This is a genomic window from Pseudomonas sp. GW821-FHT03A09 (genome assembly GCF_059421065.1).
Map to the genome: position 1 here is coordinate 451,938 of NZ_JBWKUX010000003.1, position 13,818 is coordinate 465,755.

General features: G+C 55.0%; 16 protein-coding genes, 1 tRNA gene and 2 pseudogenes. 15 read left to right on the forward strand and 4 right to left on the reverse strand.

Features of this window, described 5'->3' with window-relative positions:
• Nucleotide 1 precedes the first annotated feature (1 nt).
• The 9 genes from AC07V4_RS07545 (at nt 2) to praB (ending at nt 7,644) form a co-directional block, all read left to right on the forward strand.
• The gene (locus AC07V4_RS07545) at nt 2-400 is read left to right on the forward strand and encodes a DUF6950 family protein (RefSeq protein WP_492635350.1); all 399 of its coding nucleotides are present in this window, start codon (nt 2-4) and stop codon (nt 398-400) included.
• On the forward strand, nt 400-3,645 hold the full coding sequence (locus AC07V4_RS07550; protein ID WP_492635349.1) for a phage tail protein: 3,246 nt from the start codon (nt 400-402) through the stop codon (nt 3,643-3,645). Before AC07V4_RS07545 ends, AC07V4_RS07550 begins: the two co-directional genes overlap by 1 nt.
• Entirely contained in the window at nt 3,642-3,977 is a 336-nt protein-coding gene (locus AC07V4_RS07555) for a hypothetical protein (protein WP_492635348.1), read from the forward strand. The genes AC07V4_RS07550 and AC07V4_RS07555 overlap by 4 nt, the downstream gene beginning before the upstream one ends.
• Nucleotides 3,977-4,654, forward strand: coding sequence for a hypothetical protein (locus tag AC07V4_RS07560; protein ID WP_492635347.1), 678 nt, complete (start codon nt 3,977-3,979; stop codon nt 4,652-4,654). The genes AC07V4_RS07555 and AC07V4_RS07560 overlap by 1 nt, the downstream gene beginning before the upstream one ends.
• 55 nt (nt 4,655-4,709) lie before the next feature.
• Entirely contained in the window at nt 4,710-5,447 is a 738-nt protein-coding gene (locus AC07V4_RS07565) for a hypothetical protein (RefSeq protein ID WP_492635346.1), read from the forward strand.
• 2 nt (nt 5,448-5,449) lie between these two features.
• Complete coding sequence (locus AC07V4_RS07570) at nt 5,450-6,007, forward strand: tail fiber assembly protein (protein ID WP_492635345.1); 558 nt, start codon at nt 5,450-5,452, stop codon at nt 6,005-6,007.
• A gap of 61 nt (nt 6,008-6,068) precedes the next feature.
• On the forward strand, nt 6,069-6,494 hold the full coding sequence (locus AC07V4_RS07575; RefSeq protein WP_492635705.1) for a structural protein: 426 nt from the start codon (nt 6,069-6,071) through the stop codon (nt 6,492-6,494).
• Entirely contained in the window at nt 6,491-6,997 is a 507-nt protein-coding gene (locus AC07V4_RS07580; protein WP_492635344.1) for a lysis system i-spanin subunit Rz, read from the forward strand. The genes AC07V4_RS07575 and AC07V4_RS07580 overlap by 4 nt, the downstream gene beginning before the upstream one ends.
• A 155-nt stretch (nt 6,998-7,152) precedes the next feature.
• Nucleotides 7,153-7,644: an alkane oxidation protein activator PraB gene (gene praB / locus AC07V4_RS07585; RefSeq protein ID WP_431749252.1), complete on the forward strand. Its 492-nt coding sequence runs from the start codon at nt 7,153-7,155 to the stop codon at nt 7,642-7,644.
• Between the two features lie 540 nt (nt 7,645-8,184).
• Here the strand turns inward: praB and AC07V4_RS07590 are convergent.
• On the reverse strand, nt 8,185-9,186 hold the full coding sequence (locus AC07V4_RS07590; protein WP_492635343.1) for a fimbrial protein: 1,002 nt from the start codon (nt 9,184-9,186) through the stop codon (nt 8,185-8,187).
• A gap of 179 nt (nt 9,187-9,365) precedes the next feature.
• Between AC07V4_RS07590 and AC07V4_RS07595 the strand changes: the two are divergent.
• Nucleotides 9,366-9,464 (forward strand): annotated as a pseudogene (locus AC07V4_RS07595) (catalase); the annotation flags it as partial.
• Between the two features lie 51 nt (nt 9,465-9,515).
• Here AC07V4_RS07595 and AC07V4_RS07600 read toward each other — a convergent pair.
• Nucleotides 9,516-9,725, reverse strand: coding sequence for a hypothetical protein (locus AC07V4_RS07600; RefSeq protein ID WP_492635342.1), 210 nt, complete (start codon nt 9,723-9,725; stop codon nt 9,516-9,518).
• Between the two features lie 161 nt (nt 9,726-9,886).
• On the opposite strand from AC07V4_RS07600, the gene AC07V4_RS07605 reads away from it, so the two are divergent.
• A tRNA-OTHER gene (locus AC07V4_RS07605) sits at nt 9,887-9,994 on the forward strand.
• 115 nt (nt 9,995-10,109) lie between these two features.
• Here AC07V4_RS07605 and AC07V4_RS07610 read toward each other — a convergent pair.
• Together AC07V4_RS07610 and AC07V4_RS07615 are read right to left on the reverse strand one after the other, a co-directional pair.
• Nucleotides 10,110-10,322 (reverse strand): annotated as a pseudogene (locus AC07V4_RS07610) (integrase); the annotation flags it as partial.
• A gap of 114 nt (nt 10,323-10,436) precedes the next feature.
• Nucleotides 10,437-11,357 carry a LysR family transcriptional regulator gene (locus AC07V4_RS07615; protein ID WP_492635341.1) on the reverse strand — a complete coding sequence of 307 codons (921 nt, stop codon included), beginning with the start codon at nt 11,355-11,357 and terminating at the stop codon, nt 10,437-10,439.
• A gap of 139 nt (nt 11,358-11,496) precedes the next feature.
• On the opposite strand from AC07V4_RS07615, the gene AC07V4_RS07620 reads away from it, so the two are divergent.
• The 4 genes from AC07V4_RS07620 (at nt 11,497) to AC07V4_RS07635 (ending at nt 13,706) form a co-directional block, all read left to right on the forward strand.
• A complete protein-coding gene (locus AC07V4_RS07620) occupies nt 11,497-11,892 on the forward strand; it encodes a RidA family protein (RefSeq protein ID WP_492635340.1) in 396 nt (131 codons plus the stop codon).
• 238 nt (nt 11,893-12,130) lie between these two features.
• Nucleotides 12,131-12,646 (forward strand): GNAT family N-acetyltransferase, encoded by a 516-nt coding sequence (locus AC07V4_RS07625; protein WP_492635339.1) that lies wholly within the window; start codon nt 12,131-12,133, stop codon nt 12,644-12,646.
• Nucleotides 12,647-12,745: 99 nt separating this feature from the next.
• Nucleotides 12,746-13,081, forward strand: coding sequence for a hypothetical protein (locus AC07V4_RS07630; RefSeq protein WP_492635338.1), 336 nt, complete (start codon nt 12,746-12,748; stop codon nt 13,079-13,081).
• A 469-nt stretch (nt 13,082-13,550) separates the two neighbouring features.
• Nucleotides 13,551-13,706 carry a hypothetical protein gene (locus AC07V4_RS07635; RefSeq protein ID WP_492635337.1) on the forward strand — a complete coding sequence of 52 codons (156 nt, stop codon included), beginning with the start codon at nt 13,551-13,553 and terminating at the stop codon, nt 13,704-13,706.
• The last annotated feature ends 112 nt before the right edge of the window (nt 13,707-13,818 follow it).

Here is a 13,818-nt window from a genome sequence, read left to right on the forward strand (position 1 = left end):
GATGCGACATCGGGACTGGACCACGCGACTAAACGAAGCAATCAAGGCTGCCCAAGGGCAGCCTTTTTCGTGGGGCGAATTTGACTGCTGCCTGTTCGCAGCTGACTGCGCTGAGGCAGTTTGCGGCGTAGATCCTGCCGCTGATTACCGCGGCAAATACAAAACCGAAGCAGGTGCCAAGCGGCAATTGAAGCATAAGCACGGAAGCCTTGAAGCCGCCTGGGATGTCTGTTTTCAAAGGGTCTCGCTCGCATTCATCCAGCGTGGCGACGTGGTGCTGTACGACGCTCCTGGTGGTCGGAGCATGGCCGTTTTCTGGGCCGGTGATTACTGGTCGGCAACTGAAGATGGAGCCCACCGAATTGAGTGCGAGCCGAAAGCTGCGTGGAGGATTGAGTAATGAGCGGTGGTGTTAAGAAAATTGCTCAGGTGGTCGTCGGCGCCGTCATTGGTTTTGTGCAGGGCGGCCCTGTCGGGGCCGTTATCGGCGCAGGGTTGGCTTTCTATGCGGCCGAGCAGCAGGAGAAACTCAACACAAAATCCCCGCTACGGGATAACGAGCCCTCCGCGCAAACTGTCAGGTCTTCCAAGGCTCCTGTGCGCTTCATCCTTGGTCGCGTAGCCACTGGTGGCGTACTGGTCTGGGCGCAGGAGCAGAGAGGTGTACAGACGGAAGGTGAGTGGCTGCACTTGGTGTACGTACTCTGCGAGGGAGCTGTAGAAGCCCTGGAAGACATCTATCTCGGTGAAGAGCCTATAGCCTCGTTTGCTGGATTTGCCACCCACGAGCTGGTTGTAAACCCAACTCAAGTGAACGCTTTCTTGAAGGCGAACTGTCCTGACTGGAAAGATGAGCAAATTGGACGTGGGCTGTCTTTCGTCCGTCTGTCGCTGATGTACAGCGCTGAAAAGTTTCCTTCAGGCATACCGGATGTCAGATTCGTTGTTCGCGGGCGTAATGACATCTTCGATCCGCGAACGAACACCAATATCTACAGCGCTAATACGGCGTTACACATCCTTTGGTACCTTCGCAACCGCTGCAACGTACCAGATGATGAGATCGTATTTTCGACATTCGCCAGTGCGGCGAACGTATGTGACGAGGCGTTAACCAATGCTGATGGATCAGTTAGCCAGCGCTATCGTAGCGCTTGTGTTATCGGTGCAGATGAACAAAAAACCGGAGTACTGCAAAAGCTCGAAGCGGCCTGCGCTGGCAGATTGATTAGAGTAGGTGGGCGCTGGATGCTTCAGGCTGGCGCCTATTACGGTCCGTACGACTTCGAAATAACCGAGGATATGGTCATCGGCACGATCGGGGGCAGTACCGAGCCGACCAATGATGCAGCTATCAACACAGTGCGCGGGACCTTTATTGACCCCTCGCAGTCGTGGACCGAAACGGATTATCCAGAAGTCAGCATTGCCGAATGGATTGCGGAAGACGGTGGTGAAGCAGCCGAAACGCTAACTTACTCTTACGTGACCGATGCATATCAGCCTCAGAGGTTAGCCAACATCGAGTTGCGCCGGCGCCGCGCTGGGGGCGTCATCACGATCCCGATGAATTTCTCCGGCTACAACTGCCGGCCCGGTCGAGTGGTGCGGGTTAACCTGCCGTCGCTGAACATTCTTGGCGAGTTCATCGTGACCAATTGGTCGATGGGCGATAACGAAGGCTGCAATGTGCAGGTTCAGCAGTATGAAGCGGCCATTTTTGATGATGCCGTGGGCCAGCCATATGACCCACTTGGCTTTATCAGCCTGCCATCCGGCGGCCTAGGATCACCTACTGGACTGACCTGGACACAAGATACGAGCGCTGAGGTTGTTCAGGGCACTCTATCGTGGACCGCTCCTGAAGGTATCGTTTCCGAGTACGCGGTCATAGTGCGGCAAGGTTCTGGCGTCGCGCAGTCCCACACTGTTCAGGCGGCCAGCAATCGCTGTCCAATAAACGGCCTGCCGTCTGGTAGCTATACGATGAGCGTGGCCGCAATTGGGCCTATGGCGCGGTCCGGCGAGGCGGCTATCACTGTCAGCATCCAGGGGCCGCCAATTCCGGAGTCGTGCGCCGTTCAGTCATCGATTGATTCGATTACGCTGATCCCAAGTAACTTTCTTCACGGCCTGAACGGAGGAACTTACGAGTACTTTTTTGCAGTCACTCCCGAGGCTACTGCAGGCGATGCTACCTACATCGGTCAGGGATTGAGCTTCACCCATACCGGGCTGGCGTTCTACACGAACTATTACTACTTCGTTCGCTCGTCGAACGCTTATGGGAAGAGCGCCTTCTTATACGTTCCGACATCGACGTCAAATGACGTTACGGCATATCTGGCCGCGCTTGCTGGACAAATTGGGGACACCCAACTGAGCAAAGAGATTCAGGACAAGATTGAACTGATCTCGGGCGCTGGCCCGGGCTCGGTCAATGACCGTCTGGAACAGGCCAAGAAAGAACTGGAAGACCTGATCGATCAGGTAACGGATGCGCTCGTTTACGACCCGGCCAAGGCTTACGTTGCGGGCGAGATTGTGCGGCAGGGTCAGCGCCTGTATCAGGCCATAGGCCCGGTGCCGGTCGACACCGCACCGCCGAACGCTGACTACTGGTTCGACATCGGAACCATTGCCGAAACAACCAAGGCTATGGCACTCCAGATCCAGCAGAACAAGGCCTCAATCGAAACCGTGGATGGCAAGGTCACTGCCCAGGCGTCAACCCTTCAATCGTTACAGGCTGGCTGGAGGGAGGACACCGGGGAGGGGGCGCTGACGGACGCGCTTCAAAACTGGGATGCGTCGGCGAAGTTTGCCCAGCAGGTTAAGGCTCAAGCATCTGAGAACCTGGCAATGGTGGAGCGCACCACTGCATTGGATGCAGCCGTAGGGACCAACAAGGCAAGTCTCACCACGCTGGAGAAGGTGGTAGCCACTGACCAGCTGGTGACAGCGGAGCGCATCGACCAACTGAAAAGCAACGTCGATAACAACTCAGCAGCCGTGCAGACGGTTACTGAATCCCTGGCGGACACCAAGAAGGTGGTCGCCTCTCAATCCACCACGCTGCAGGCGGTTGTCGGTGGCGGGCGTGATGACAAGGACGAAGGCGCGCTTGCAAGTGCACTCAGTGAATGGAAGAACACAGCTTCGGTCCAGATAACGGCCAAGGCCCAAGCGGACACTGACGGCAAGCTGTCCACGATGTGGGCGGTGAAGATGCAGATCAACCAAAACGGCCAGTACGTGGCTGCGGGGATTGGGCTGGGTATCGAGCAGAACGCCGAGGGCTTGTTGCAAAGTCAGTTCCTAGTGAGCGCTGATCGGTTTGCCGTGGTGAACACGCTTGCTGGTGGAGCCATAACTAGCCCGTTTGTGGTGAGCGGCGGGCAGGTCTTTATGAATTCAGTGTTCATCCAAGATGCGTCGATTGGGGTGGCGAAGCTTACACAGAGCATCCAATCGGCGAACTATGTACCCGGCAAAACAGGCTTGATGATCAACTTCGTCACCGGTGAGTTCGAGTTGAACAGCGTGGTAGGCGAAGGTGGTCGGCAGACCATCAATAATCGCGGTGGCAAGGTTTTTGATGAGTTTGATACCAAGCGTTTCCAGTGGGGGGATCTTAAGGCATGAGTTATGGGATTAGGGTGTGGGGGGCTGATGGCACCCTACAGCTCGATGAGACCTCATTTACGATGAGGGTGGTGCTGTCCACTCTGGTTACTTATCCAACATACACAAAAGGCATTCAAAGCTTCTCTGTTCCTGGCATTACTCCAGATAACGCGGTAGCAGTGATTGTGCCTGTTGGTTCCATTTATGTGTCCGGATCAACTAGGAATGTTCAGTTCGAGGTTGAAGTCTTAAGCGGATCGGTCAATGTGTATAACTATAACCGCTCGACGGGTGCTGATTCGGTTTCTGGAATTGGCACTCAGCGACTTCTGGTTATGAGGGTCAAGTAATGGCGTATGGAGTTGAGTTTAGAAACAACACTGACGTAGTTACCCTCGATTCTGAGTATTCAAGGTTAGTCGTTTTGTCCAAGGGGCGATTCATTCCTACACAAGAATCCGGCCTTGGCTCAACGACCAATTTTGACAGAGTTATCACGACCCAGGAGCCGCCACTTGTATTTGTCCGGCCCGACACCGTCGGAATGGTGGCGGGGCTCTGCCTTATGCAGGTGCTGGGCACGCCAGGAAACTGGACGGGCTTTTACGTCAGGGCGTACAGCAACACTACAGCACAGCCTAGGGGTGATTACTTCGCGGCTGCCTTTGAATCAAGCCCGCTGGCGAGTTATGGCATTAGGATATTCAACTCTACCGGCAAAGTTATATTCGACTCGGGGACGCCTGCTGCGGTGTTCACAAAGTCCTATCAGGCGTGGAATTACGTGACATTTGACCGGGATGCCCAAGGCCAGGTTAGAAGTTATTTCAGTGTTCCTTTCGATTTCTCGAGCGGCGACTACATGCTGATTAATAACTTCGGAATGGACGTGTCTGGGTACGCAAGACAGCAACAGCTTTATTGTTGGTGGGATTTTCCGGGTAACAGGCTGTGGGCAATCATGGTTGCACTCACAGGCATAAGCACCACCCACCTTCCTGCGATGTTTGCAAAAATGCAGGCGTAAGCACTGATCAAAATTGGCCCGCCGAGTGCGGGTATTTTTATGTCTGGAGAAAAATATGCCTTGGTATAAAACCGGCACTGTTTCCGTCACAACAAACTCCAATACAGTTACAGGCATCGGTACGGCATTCCTCGCGAACAGCCGAGTAGGCGACGCCTTTATTGGTCCGGATGGGGGGCTGGCCGAAGTTATAAACATCGCCAGTGATACCGCGCTGTCAATCTTCCCACCTTACCGAGGGGCATCCAACGCGAACGGCGCCTATGTTTTGATGCCCGTGCAGGGCTACACCAAGGATCTGGCCGACCAGGCCCGGACGATGATTCAGCAGTGGGGGGCCACGCTAGCTGCCCTGGGTGCTGCCTCGAAGTTCGATATTGTCCCGGTGGCCAACGGCGGCACCGGAGCGAACAACGCCGCGTCGGCCCGCACAAATCTAGGGCTGGGCTCGGCGGCGATAAGGTCGGTAGGTATCGCCACCGGCAACCTGATGGAAATTACTTCATCCGGCATCGTTGCTGGGAACTCTGCATTTGTCGTGGACGGTAGTCGATTCATCTCCTACGCGGACGGCAGCACCACTGGCGGTCCTCCCGGCGTTCAATATGCGGCCGGCATTCGCTCTCGCTACGGGGACGGCTCTTTCTTCGCCATGGACCTGGTGGGGAACATCCTCAACGGGAGCCTCTACTACCGCACCGTCAACTCGTCTGGTGTGACAAACGCCTGGCGAACGATCTACGACACCTCCAACACCACTCGAGCCCAAGACGGCACCCTAAAGGCGATTTAATCATGGCTAGAGCAGCAATCAATATCGTGGGCGAGAACGGCGCGAAGTTCGATCTCACCTCACTGGGCGGTACAGATGTCGACAGCTACCGCTCGGGCGTGGGCGTGTACTGCGTCACCGGCACGCTGGGTATGGTGCCATTCCCTCCAGTTGACCAGGGCTGGGGGCATTCGCTGCACCCTTCGGAGAATACCGCGAAGGTGGAGATAACCTTCAACGAGGGGCTGCTGACTGTGGCCGTCACCATGAACGGCAAGCCCTACGATCTGAAGACCATGATCACTCTGCACATCCTAGTGCCGGACTTGCCACTGCAGGAGCTGCCACCGCCGCAGCCGATCGTGGTTGACCCGCTGGAGTTGGCCCAGGCCGAAGTCACCCGACTGCGCACCATTGCCGATTATGCCGTCGCTCCGCTTCAGGATGCCGTGGACGTCGACGAAGCCACGGATGCAGAGGTTGCCTCGCTCAAAGCCTGGAAGAAGTACCGCGTTGCGCTGAGCCGAGTCCACGAGCAGGAGCATTACCCGGACGCCATTGACTGGCCTGTCGCGCCATAGCGTAGCGAAGCTGACCACCACACCCGCCATCGAGCGGGTTTATTTTTGCCTGGAGAAAAGCATGCCGACCACCGAAACCCGCGGGGTACTCAACCGCAACCCCGGCAACATCGATTACAACCCAGCCAACGACTGGAAAGGCCAGCTCAAGCCAGATCCCGCTATCGAGAAGCGCTTCGCCCGGTTTGACACCGCCGAGAACGGAATCCGCGCCCTGGGCAAGGTGCTACTGACCTATCAGCGCAGGCACGGCCTGAAGACCGTGAAGGCCATCATCAACCGGTGGGCGCCGTCGGTGGAAAACGACACCGCCGCCTACGTGCGTGCCGTCGAAGCGAACACCGGCACCCGGCCTGGCGCCGAGATCGATCTGGCCCAGCCGGTGGTGATGGCTGGATTCGTCAAGGCGATCATCCATCACGAGAACGCGGGGTATGCCTACCCTGACGCGGTGCTGGCTGAAGGCGTGCGAAGGGCGCTGGCATGACGCCCGGGCAGGCTCTCGCCGTGATCCTGCTGGCAGTGGCCGTCAGCGCCGCCGGCACTTGGCAGGTACAGGACTGGCGCATGGGCGAAAAGCTGGCCGAGCAGGCCGGGCAGTTCGAGAAGGAGCTGGGGAAGGTGAGTGCGGCAGCGGCCAAACAGGTCAGGGAAGAAACCACCAAGCGCCTGACCCTCGAGCAGCGCCTGACCGAATCCGACCAACAACACACCGAGGAATTATCCGATGCCCAACGCAACCAGGCTTTACTGCGTGATCGCCTTGCCACTGCTGATGTGCGGCTGTCAGTCCTTCTCGACGCAACGGATTCAGCCAGTGGCTGCAACGTGCCTGCCGCCACCAGCGCCGCCGGCGTGGTTCATGCAGCCCGTCGAGCCCAACTTGACCCAGCGCATGCTCAAAGAATTATCGGCATCACCGACGACGGCGACCAAGGATTGATCGCGCTGCGGGCGTGCCAGGCGTATGTCCGGACCGTGGTGCGCTGACCTACATTTGCCGTCGAAATAATTGGCATGACCTAACATGTACGCAAATGAAGTGAGACTTGGCTGGAAAGGGAAGTTCTGCAGTTTCACGATGACCTCTCGATCATAGCCTTGCTGCCCGGCGAAATGATTCGCCATACATGTGAGGAAAAACAATGAAAATCTTGAAAAACCTCGTTTGTGCAACTGCCTTCGCGGTGTGCTCTGTCGCCAGCTCGATGTCCAGCGCAGCGTCGATCAGCCCGGAAGGTCCCTTCACTACTGAGCCCGGCTATATTATCGTTAAATCACCTTCTTCATTTGGTGCTGCGGTGACCTGTGGCATTACCCTTGGTGGCAATATTATTAACGGCATGGCCAGAGTCGAACGCGTAGTCATGACTGGGGGAGGTCTGTGTATCTATGTGCCTATGTTCATCGGTTCGCCTTGGCTTCTGAGCGTCACGAGAGGTAGCACAGGGCTCACTATGACCAATGTCAGCTACAAGATCCAATCGATCCCGACCACCAACTGCGGCCCAACCTCCATCCTGGTTAGCTGGGATCCTAATACCAAAACCCTCAGCAGTGCGAACCAGTCACTAAGTGGCAACTGCACCGTGGTTTCTCTGAGTGTGGGCGCACCGTCGCTGACAGTTAACCCGTAGGCAGACTCTGAGAAAGGGTTAATCACCTGTTGAACGCGGGCGTCTCGTAAGAGGCCCCCGTCCTACCAGATCGAATACCTTCTTGCGTCGAATCCAAAGTTGTAGGAGTCACGGAATAGGCTACGTGTCCAGACCGTATCCCGTTATCTGGAATTTGTGATGGAAAATTCCGCTATCGGTACCACCGAAGGCGGTGACCAAGCACTAATTGCGCTTCGGGCTTGCCAGGCTTATGTGAGCGCAATTGCACACTGAGTGCACTGAACTACTCTTTTCGGGGTGGGCGTTCGTATTGCGATCAATTGCTAATTGATAGGGCTACATGGATAAGCAGCTTGCAGGTCTTTCGTTTCTGCTGACTCTTGGATGGGTACTGGTAGTGATTTTTGTGATGTGGTACTTCTCCAAAAGCTAGCCTACTGGCTGGATCAGCTTTGGTCGGTGGCTTGCAAGTAGGGATTGGTGTTCGGTCGGCAGGACGCCGGGGGAGGGAGCTCATCCCGGCGTCCTCCGAGGTATTGTCAGCGCCGGCCCGCTAAGTCAGTTGTATGTCAAGGTATAGGTCGCCGTGGCGTTAGCCTTGCCAGCAGTGACCCTCGGAGCCGTTTGATAATAGCGCGCATAAAACTGAATCACCATCACGCCTCCAGCGGATATTAAATATGGAATAGTCGTGCCCAACGCTACAGATGTCCCGCGTTCTGTCAATGTTATTCCCACTCCGCTGGCAGCAGTGCCTGTAGAGAGTGGATCGATTGCTATAACATTCGGCACTCCAGAACTGTCAGCGGTCGCATCTATCCTGTAACTGACCTGCGTGCGAGCTTGGCAGTTCATTAGGATATTGAATTGGACCGGAGTCGATTGGTAGCCCATACCTGTGAAAGTGCTGCGCTTTACATCGCCCATGGGGACATTGATGGCTGTATTGGTAACGGTGCACCCGGGGGTGGTAATCGTAGAAGTCGTCAGGTTGGCCGTATAAATATACTGCCAGCCACGGATGCTGGCTCTGACAAGTGTCCCTGCCGATAGTTGCCCAGAACCGGTGTCGGGGGCTATTTTAACTAGCTCAAATGTCACATTTCCCCATGAGCCGCCGCAATAATTCCATGTTCCACTACCCGATGAACAAGTTATGTTAGTTAGTATTCGGTCAAATGGTCCGCTACCAAATCGGCCAGATGTTGAGCCCGCTCCCGGAGTGACGATTCGAATGGCATAGCCAGGCACGCCTGATTGATAAAGAGTCTGACCACCGTAGGAAACCGCTGGTAATCCTGGCGAGCGCCAATCATGTTGGTTGAACGTTGTGCACCCTGTAATAAAATAACCACGGCTGGCAATTAATGTTGACGTCTTTGAAGCTACCACTGTGCCAACGGGGGTGGCGGGTGGAACCGTCACGTTACCGAAGTTAATCGCCTCTTGTGTGTTGGCAGAGTAACCGGGAGCAAAGGTGCAATCGGCATACGCTGAAATGGTGACGGAGGCCCCTCCAAGTGCGAGCACTGTCAAAAGTGTTTTCTTGAATATGTTCATGTCGTATATACCTGGTATTTAGTTGGCCCAAGCGATCAGGCTGAACAGATAGAATTTCAGTGAGACAAAAGAGGGGGTTATTCCTTGCTCTGGAGAAGAGTTGTAGGAATTTTCTCAGCTTTTAAAAAGGCTTCAAAGGCGTGGATTCTGCTGGTGGTGTAGGAAATTTCCCAGTCGATAGGCTTTTCGAATCCGTAGGTAAACGGACTCCTATGTTCCTGCGCTTTTCGACTGTCGACGGAGAGAGGGGCCGCGATCCGTGTGGTTTTGCTGTGAAGCGTCCAGAGAGTCCTGAGCGATTCAGTAAAGCGCTCAGCACCTGATTAACTTCACTCGGGCGACATGAGGACTGCCAGAGTCAGTTTGATGAATTCCTCGTTGCGGTCGATTGTGTCCAGCGCACCGCGTACATTCTCGGCCACATCGGCAGAGCCTCGCTGCTCCACCCAGTTTGACAACTCCATGATGGAGGCTTCGAGGGCCAGTTGGTTTTCGTAGAGTTTTGAAAGCAGGGAGGGGATCAGGTCTGAATTTGGCATCGTTGTTTCTCCGTAGAGTAAACAGCGTAGTACCGGATGTGCTTCTGGGTGATTGTGTTCGGTCGGCAGGACGCCGGGGGAGGGGGGTAAATCATTTCCGCAACCTGACAAGCACCCCTTGATCTGCGCGGCTTTCAAGGCATTGATAAATGCTAAGATGCGGAAACTATAAAATTTTAAGTTGTTGTTTTTAAAGAAATACTCGGCAGTCTTGAAAACCGGCGAACGTTAATAGCGTTCCCAGGGTTCGAATCCCTGGTTTCCCGCCAAGATTTACTCAAAAGCCCCGCGATTGCGGGGCTTTTGCGTTTCTGGTCGCTGAATTGGTAAGGCCAAGATTATCTAGGCGTTCCATAACTATTGTGGAAGTGTTCCAGAACTTTTCTATTTTGACGGCTTCGCGGTAGCGCCGATCCTCCTGTAAACGCGCTTGGTAATTTCCTGCTTGCTATGCCCCAGCAGCAAGCTTGCATCGCCAATGTCGACGATTTCCGATGCCGCTTTCGGCCGGATATCACGAAATTGAACCCCGCCAATCTTCGCGGCTAGCATTGAATCTCCCTGATCAATTGCTTTTTGCTGTGCCTTCTCCAGTGCGGCTAAATCACCGCACGCTTTTTTGATAAATGCAAAATGCGTTGGGCCAACATTGGCGAAGGTTTCCACTCTAACGTTCGCGTAAGCACGCATTGGCCGAAAGATCCTCCAGCATCAACCCCTCGCAACCACTGGTGCATGTTCGGCCATCAACTCTATCACCCAGTCGATAAATACCCGCACCTTGGTGCTGACATGACGGTTGGGTGGGAATGCCAGATACATCGGCATCGGTTCCATGTGCCAGTCCTCAAACAGCGGCAGCAGCTCGCCGCTGGCCAAGTGCGGTTTGGCCATGTACTGCGGCAGCCAAAGCACGCCCAGGCCAGCCAGACCTGCGGCAAGGTATGCATTGCCATCGTCGATAATCAACAGCGGGCGGCCTTGGACCTCGATGATCTCCTCACCCCGCTGCATCGTGTAGGGCAAGGCTTTGCCTGTACGCGACCAGAGAAAGCCGACAGTCGTGTGCCTGCCATCATCCAGCTCACGTGGATGCGCCGGCTTACCGAAGCGCAACAGGTAGTCTGGCGCAGCATAGATGCCGAGCTTGAGGTCCCCGACATGCCTTGCCACCAAGGACTGATCGGTGATCTCACCGCCACGTACTACGCAGTCGATGTTTTCGCCAATGATGTCGATGATGCGATCGCTTACGCCCATGGTCAGCTGGATTTCCGGGTAGCGTGCGTAGAACCCTGGCAAGGCGGGTATCAGTATCGTACGCGCCAGCGGGCTGGGCACGTCCACCCGCAATCGACCGCGTGGTGCAATCGATGCACTGGACAAGCTGGTCTCGGCATCGTCCATATCGGCCAGCAGCCGGATGACGCGCTCGTAGTAGGCCGCGCCATCGGCAGTGATGTTGACCTTGCGTGTGGTGCGGTTGAGCAAGCGCACGCGCAGCCTCGCCTCCAGTTGCTGGACGAGTTGCGTCACGCTGGTCTTGCTCATGTGCAGGGTGGCTGCCGCCTTGGTGAAGCTGCCGGTTTCCACCACTCGGACGAAGGCCAGCATCGCATCGAAACGGTCCATTTCACACCTCAAAAGGTCGGGATAGTTTGGATTCTACAAACAATCATGACCAGAGTTGCTCGTTTATCCAGGCCGGCGGACTTTTTACAGTGGCTCCATCTTAAACAACAGGCCGCGATGGCCCCGAAGGAGCTATGCCATGACCAGTAAACGTGATGTCGTTTTCCCGCCTGACCGCCATGCACTGTACGAATTGCACCGTTACTCGCCGGCGATTCGCTCCAATGGCTTTTTGTTCGTATCCGGCCAGGTCGGCAGCCGCAAGGATGGCTCGGCGGAGCCGGACCTCTCGGCACAGGTTCGTCTGGCCTTCGCTAACCTCAACGCGATCCTGGCAGAGGCCGGCAGTAGTTTCGACGATGTGGTCGACACAACCATCTTCATGGTTGACCCCAACTCGAAATTCGAAACTATCTGGGAGGTAGCGGCTGAGTACTGGGGCGAAGCGCCCTATTCGACAGTGACCGCCATCGGCGTGACCTGGCTGTCCGGCTTCGACTTCGAGATCAAGGTGATCGCCAAATTGCCGGAATAAAAACGGATCGGCATCACTCCGACCGGCGAACGAAACCCTTTTGTTTTCAGATAAAACGCGCATCTCGCTCCCGCTCGAGTTCTGTCTTCAGTGACTGTTCGCATGTGTCCGAAAGCTCTCCTTGGAATAGCCCAGCCCCGCGTTGGGCTTTTTGCATCTGGCCCCCAGTGCTACAGTCCCGTGCCACAGTAGGCGATTAAGACTGCGTAGATTTTGATCGGCATTGGAGAGTTTCAGCATGATGGACCGCCTGATTTATAGAGTGCCGCAACCATTTGATGTACAGCGGCTTTTCACTATTTATAGCGATCCCAAAACCAACCTTTTCAACCCGGCAGGCCCAATGACTGATCTTGTAGGCGCACAAGATTTACTGTGTCGTTGGATCGAGCATTGGGACAAACATTTATACGGCGTGTGGGCTATTGCAAGGAGCGATGCGCCGGAGCACGTAATAGGGTTCGGTGGCATTTCCCTCCATGATTACTTGACTGAACAGCGTGTCAATCTGGGTTATCGCTTCGCGGTCGAAGCGTGGGGTCATGGTTATGCAACCCAGCTAGGACGAGACGCGCTTACCTATGCATTTGAACAGCTTTATTTGTCCGAAGTTTACGGGCTAGTCAGACCCGATCATATGGCTTCTATCCGGGTGCTAGAGAAGATCGGCATGCAACCCTACGGACAGTTGGATGATGTCCCTGGTAAAGCGCCAAGTTTGGTGTTCAAAGCGTTGCGAGGCACGTCAACCTAATTGTGAGGGAATCCATAGCTATCGTCATCGAATACCATCTATGGGCTTTTTGCATTTCCCCTCAGTGCTACAGTCCCGCCAAACCAAAGAGGGAACGACATGCGGATTGTGATAGCAGGGATGACATTGGCTGTGTTGACACTGTCCACCAATGTGGCGTTGGCGGCGAAGCCGTCCGATGAGGCTCTGAGCCACTGCACAACTCTTTCTGAAATGGCCGGATCTATCATGAAGAAGCGTCAGGACGAAATGCCTATGGCCGAAATGATGAAGGTCATCTCAGGAGGCGAATCCGATCTTGCTGCGCTAGGGGCGGTGATCGTCAAAGATGCGTACAGCACATCGGCATTCCGTACTGCAGAAGACCAAAAAAGCGCAGTAAGAGAATTTAAAGAAAAGTGGTTTTCGTTATGCTTGAAGGTAAGAGATAAATGACAGCGCTAATTTCATTACGAAAATCAAGCCTGATGGCGGTCTTTTCCTCTTTGGTGGCGTTGCTGGCGGGGTGTTCAAGCGTTAGCGACATCCGGAAAAATCCGGCATTGCTTGAAATTGACTCGCCTCATTCGCCTAAGGCTGTTGCCGAGTGCATTCGAGATGGATGGCAGGCGACTGATTTGGTCGGCGGTAGTCTCGGAGGCATCTTGCAGACTTCAGGCGACCGGTACACGGTGATAGCGCCAAATCCTGAGAACCCATGGCATCTGGCTGACGTTGATCCGAAAGGGGCCGGGGCCCTGGTTCGGTACCACTTCTTCCGTACGTGGCAGTCGCCATCAGACAAGATATCTGGCGTCGTGAGTGTCTGCGCTCAGTGAGTCGAGCCTCCGCATTCCATCCACACTGATGCCTGGACAGGTCAAGTGCTATCGTTGGATCTCAATCAAAGCGAAGGAGTCGCAATGTGGCAGCAGTGAAGACATTCGTGTTCAAGTTGAAAGCAAGCAACGGTTCTGGAATGAGCAACGTGCTTCAGAACGGAGTGGATCAGCGGGAGGCTGAGCGGAAAATTCTCGCCAAATATCCAGGCGCGACAATTCTGGATGTTCGTCAGCAGTAAGAAATAGCCCAGCCCCGAGCTGGGCTTTTTGCATCTCGATGCTTAGCAAAGTGGTTAGGTAGGCAAGGGGGGAGGAATCGAAACTATCGCACGATTGGCTTCATCATTTTGT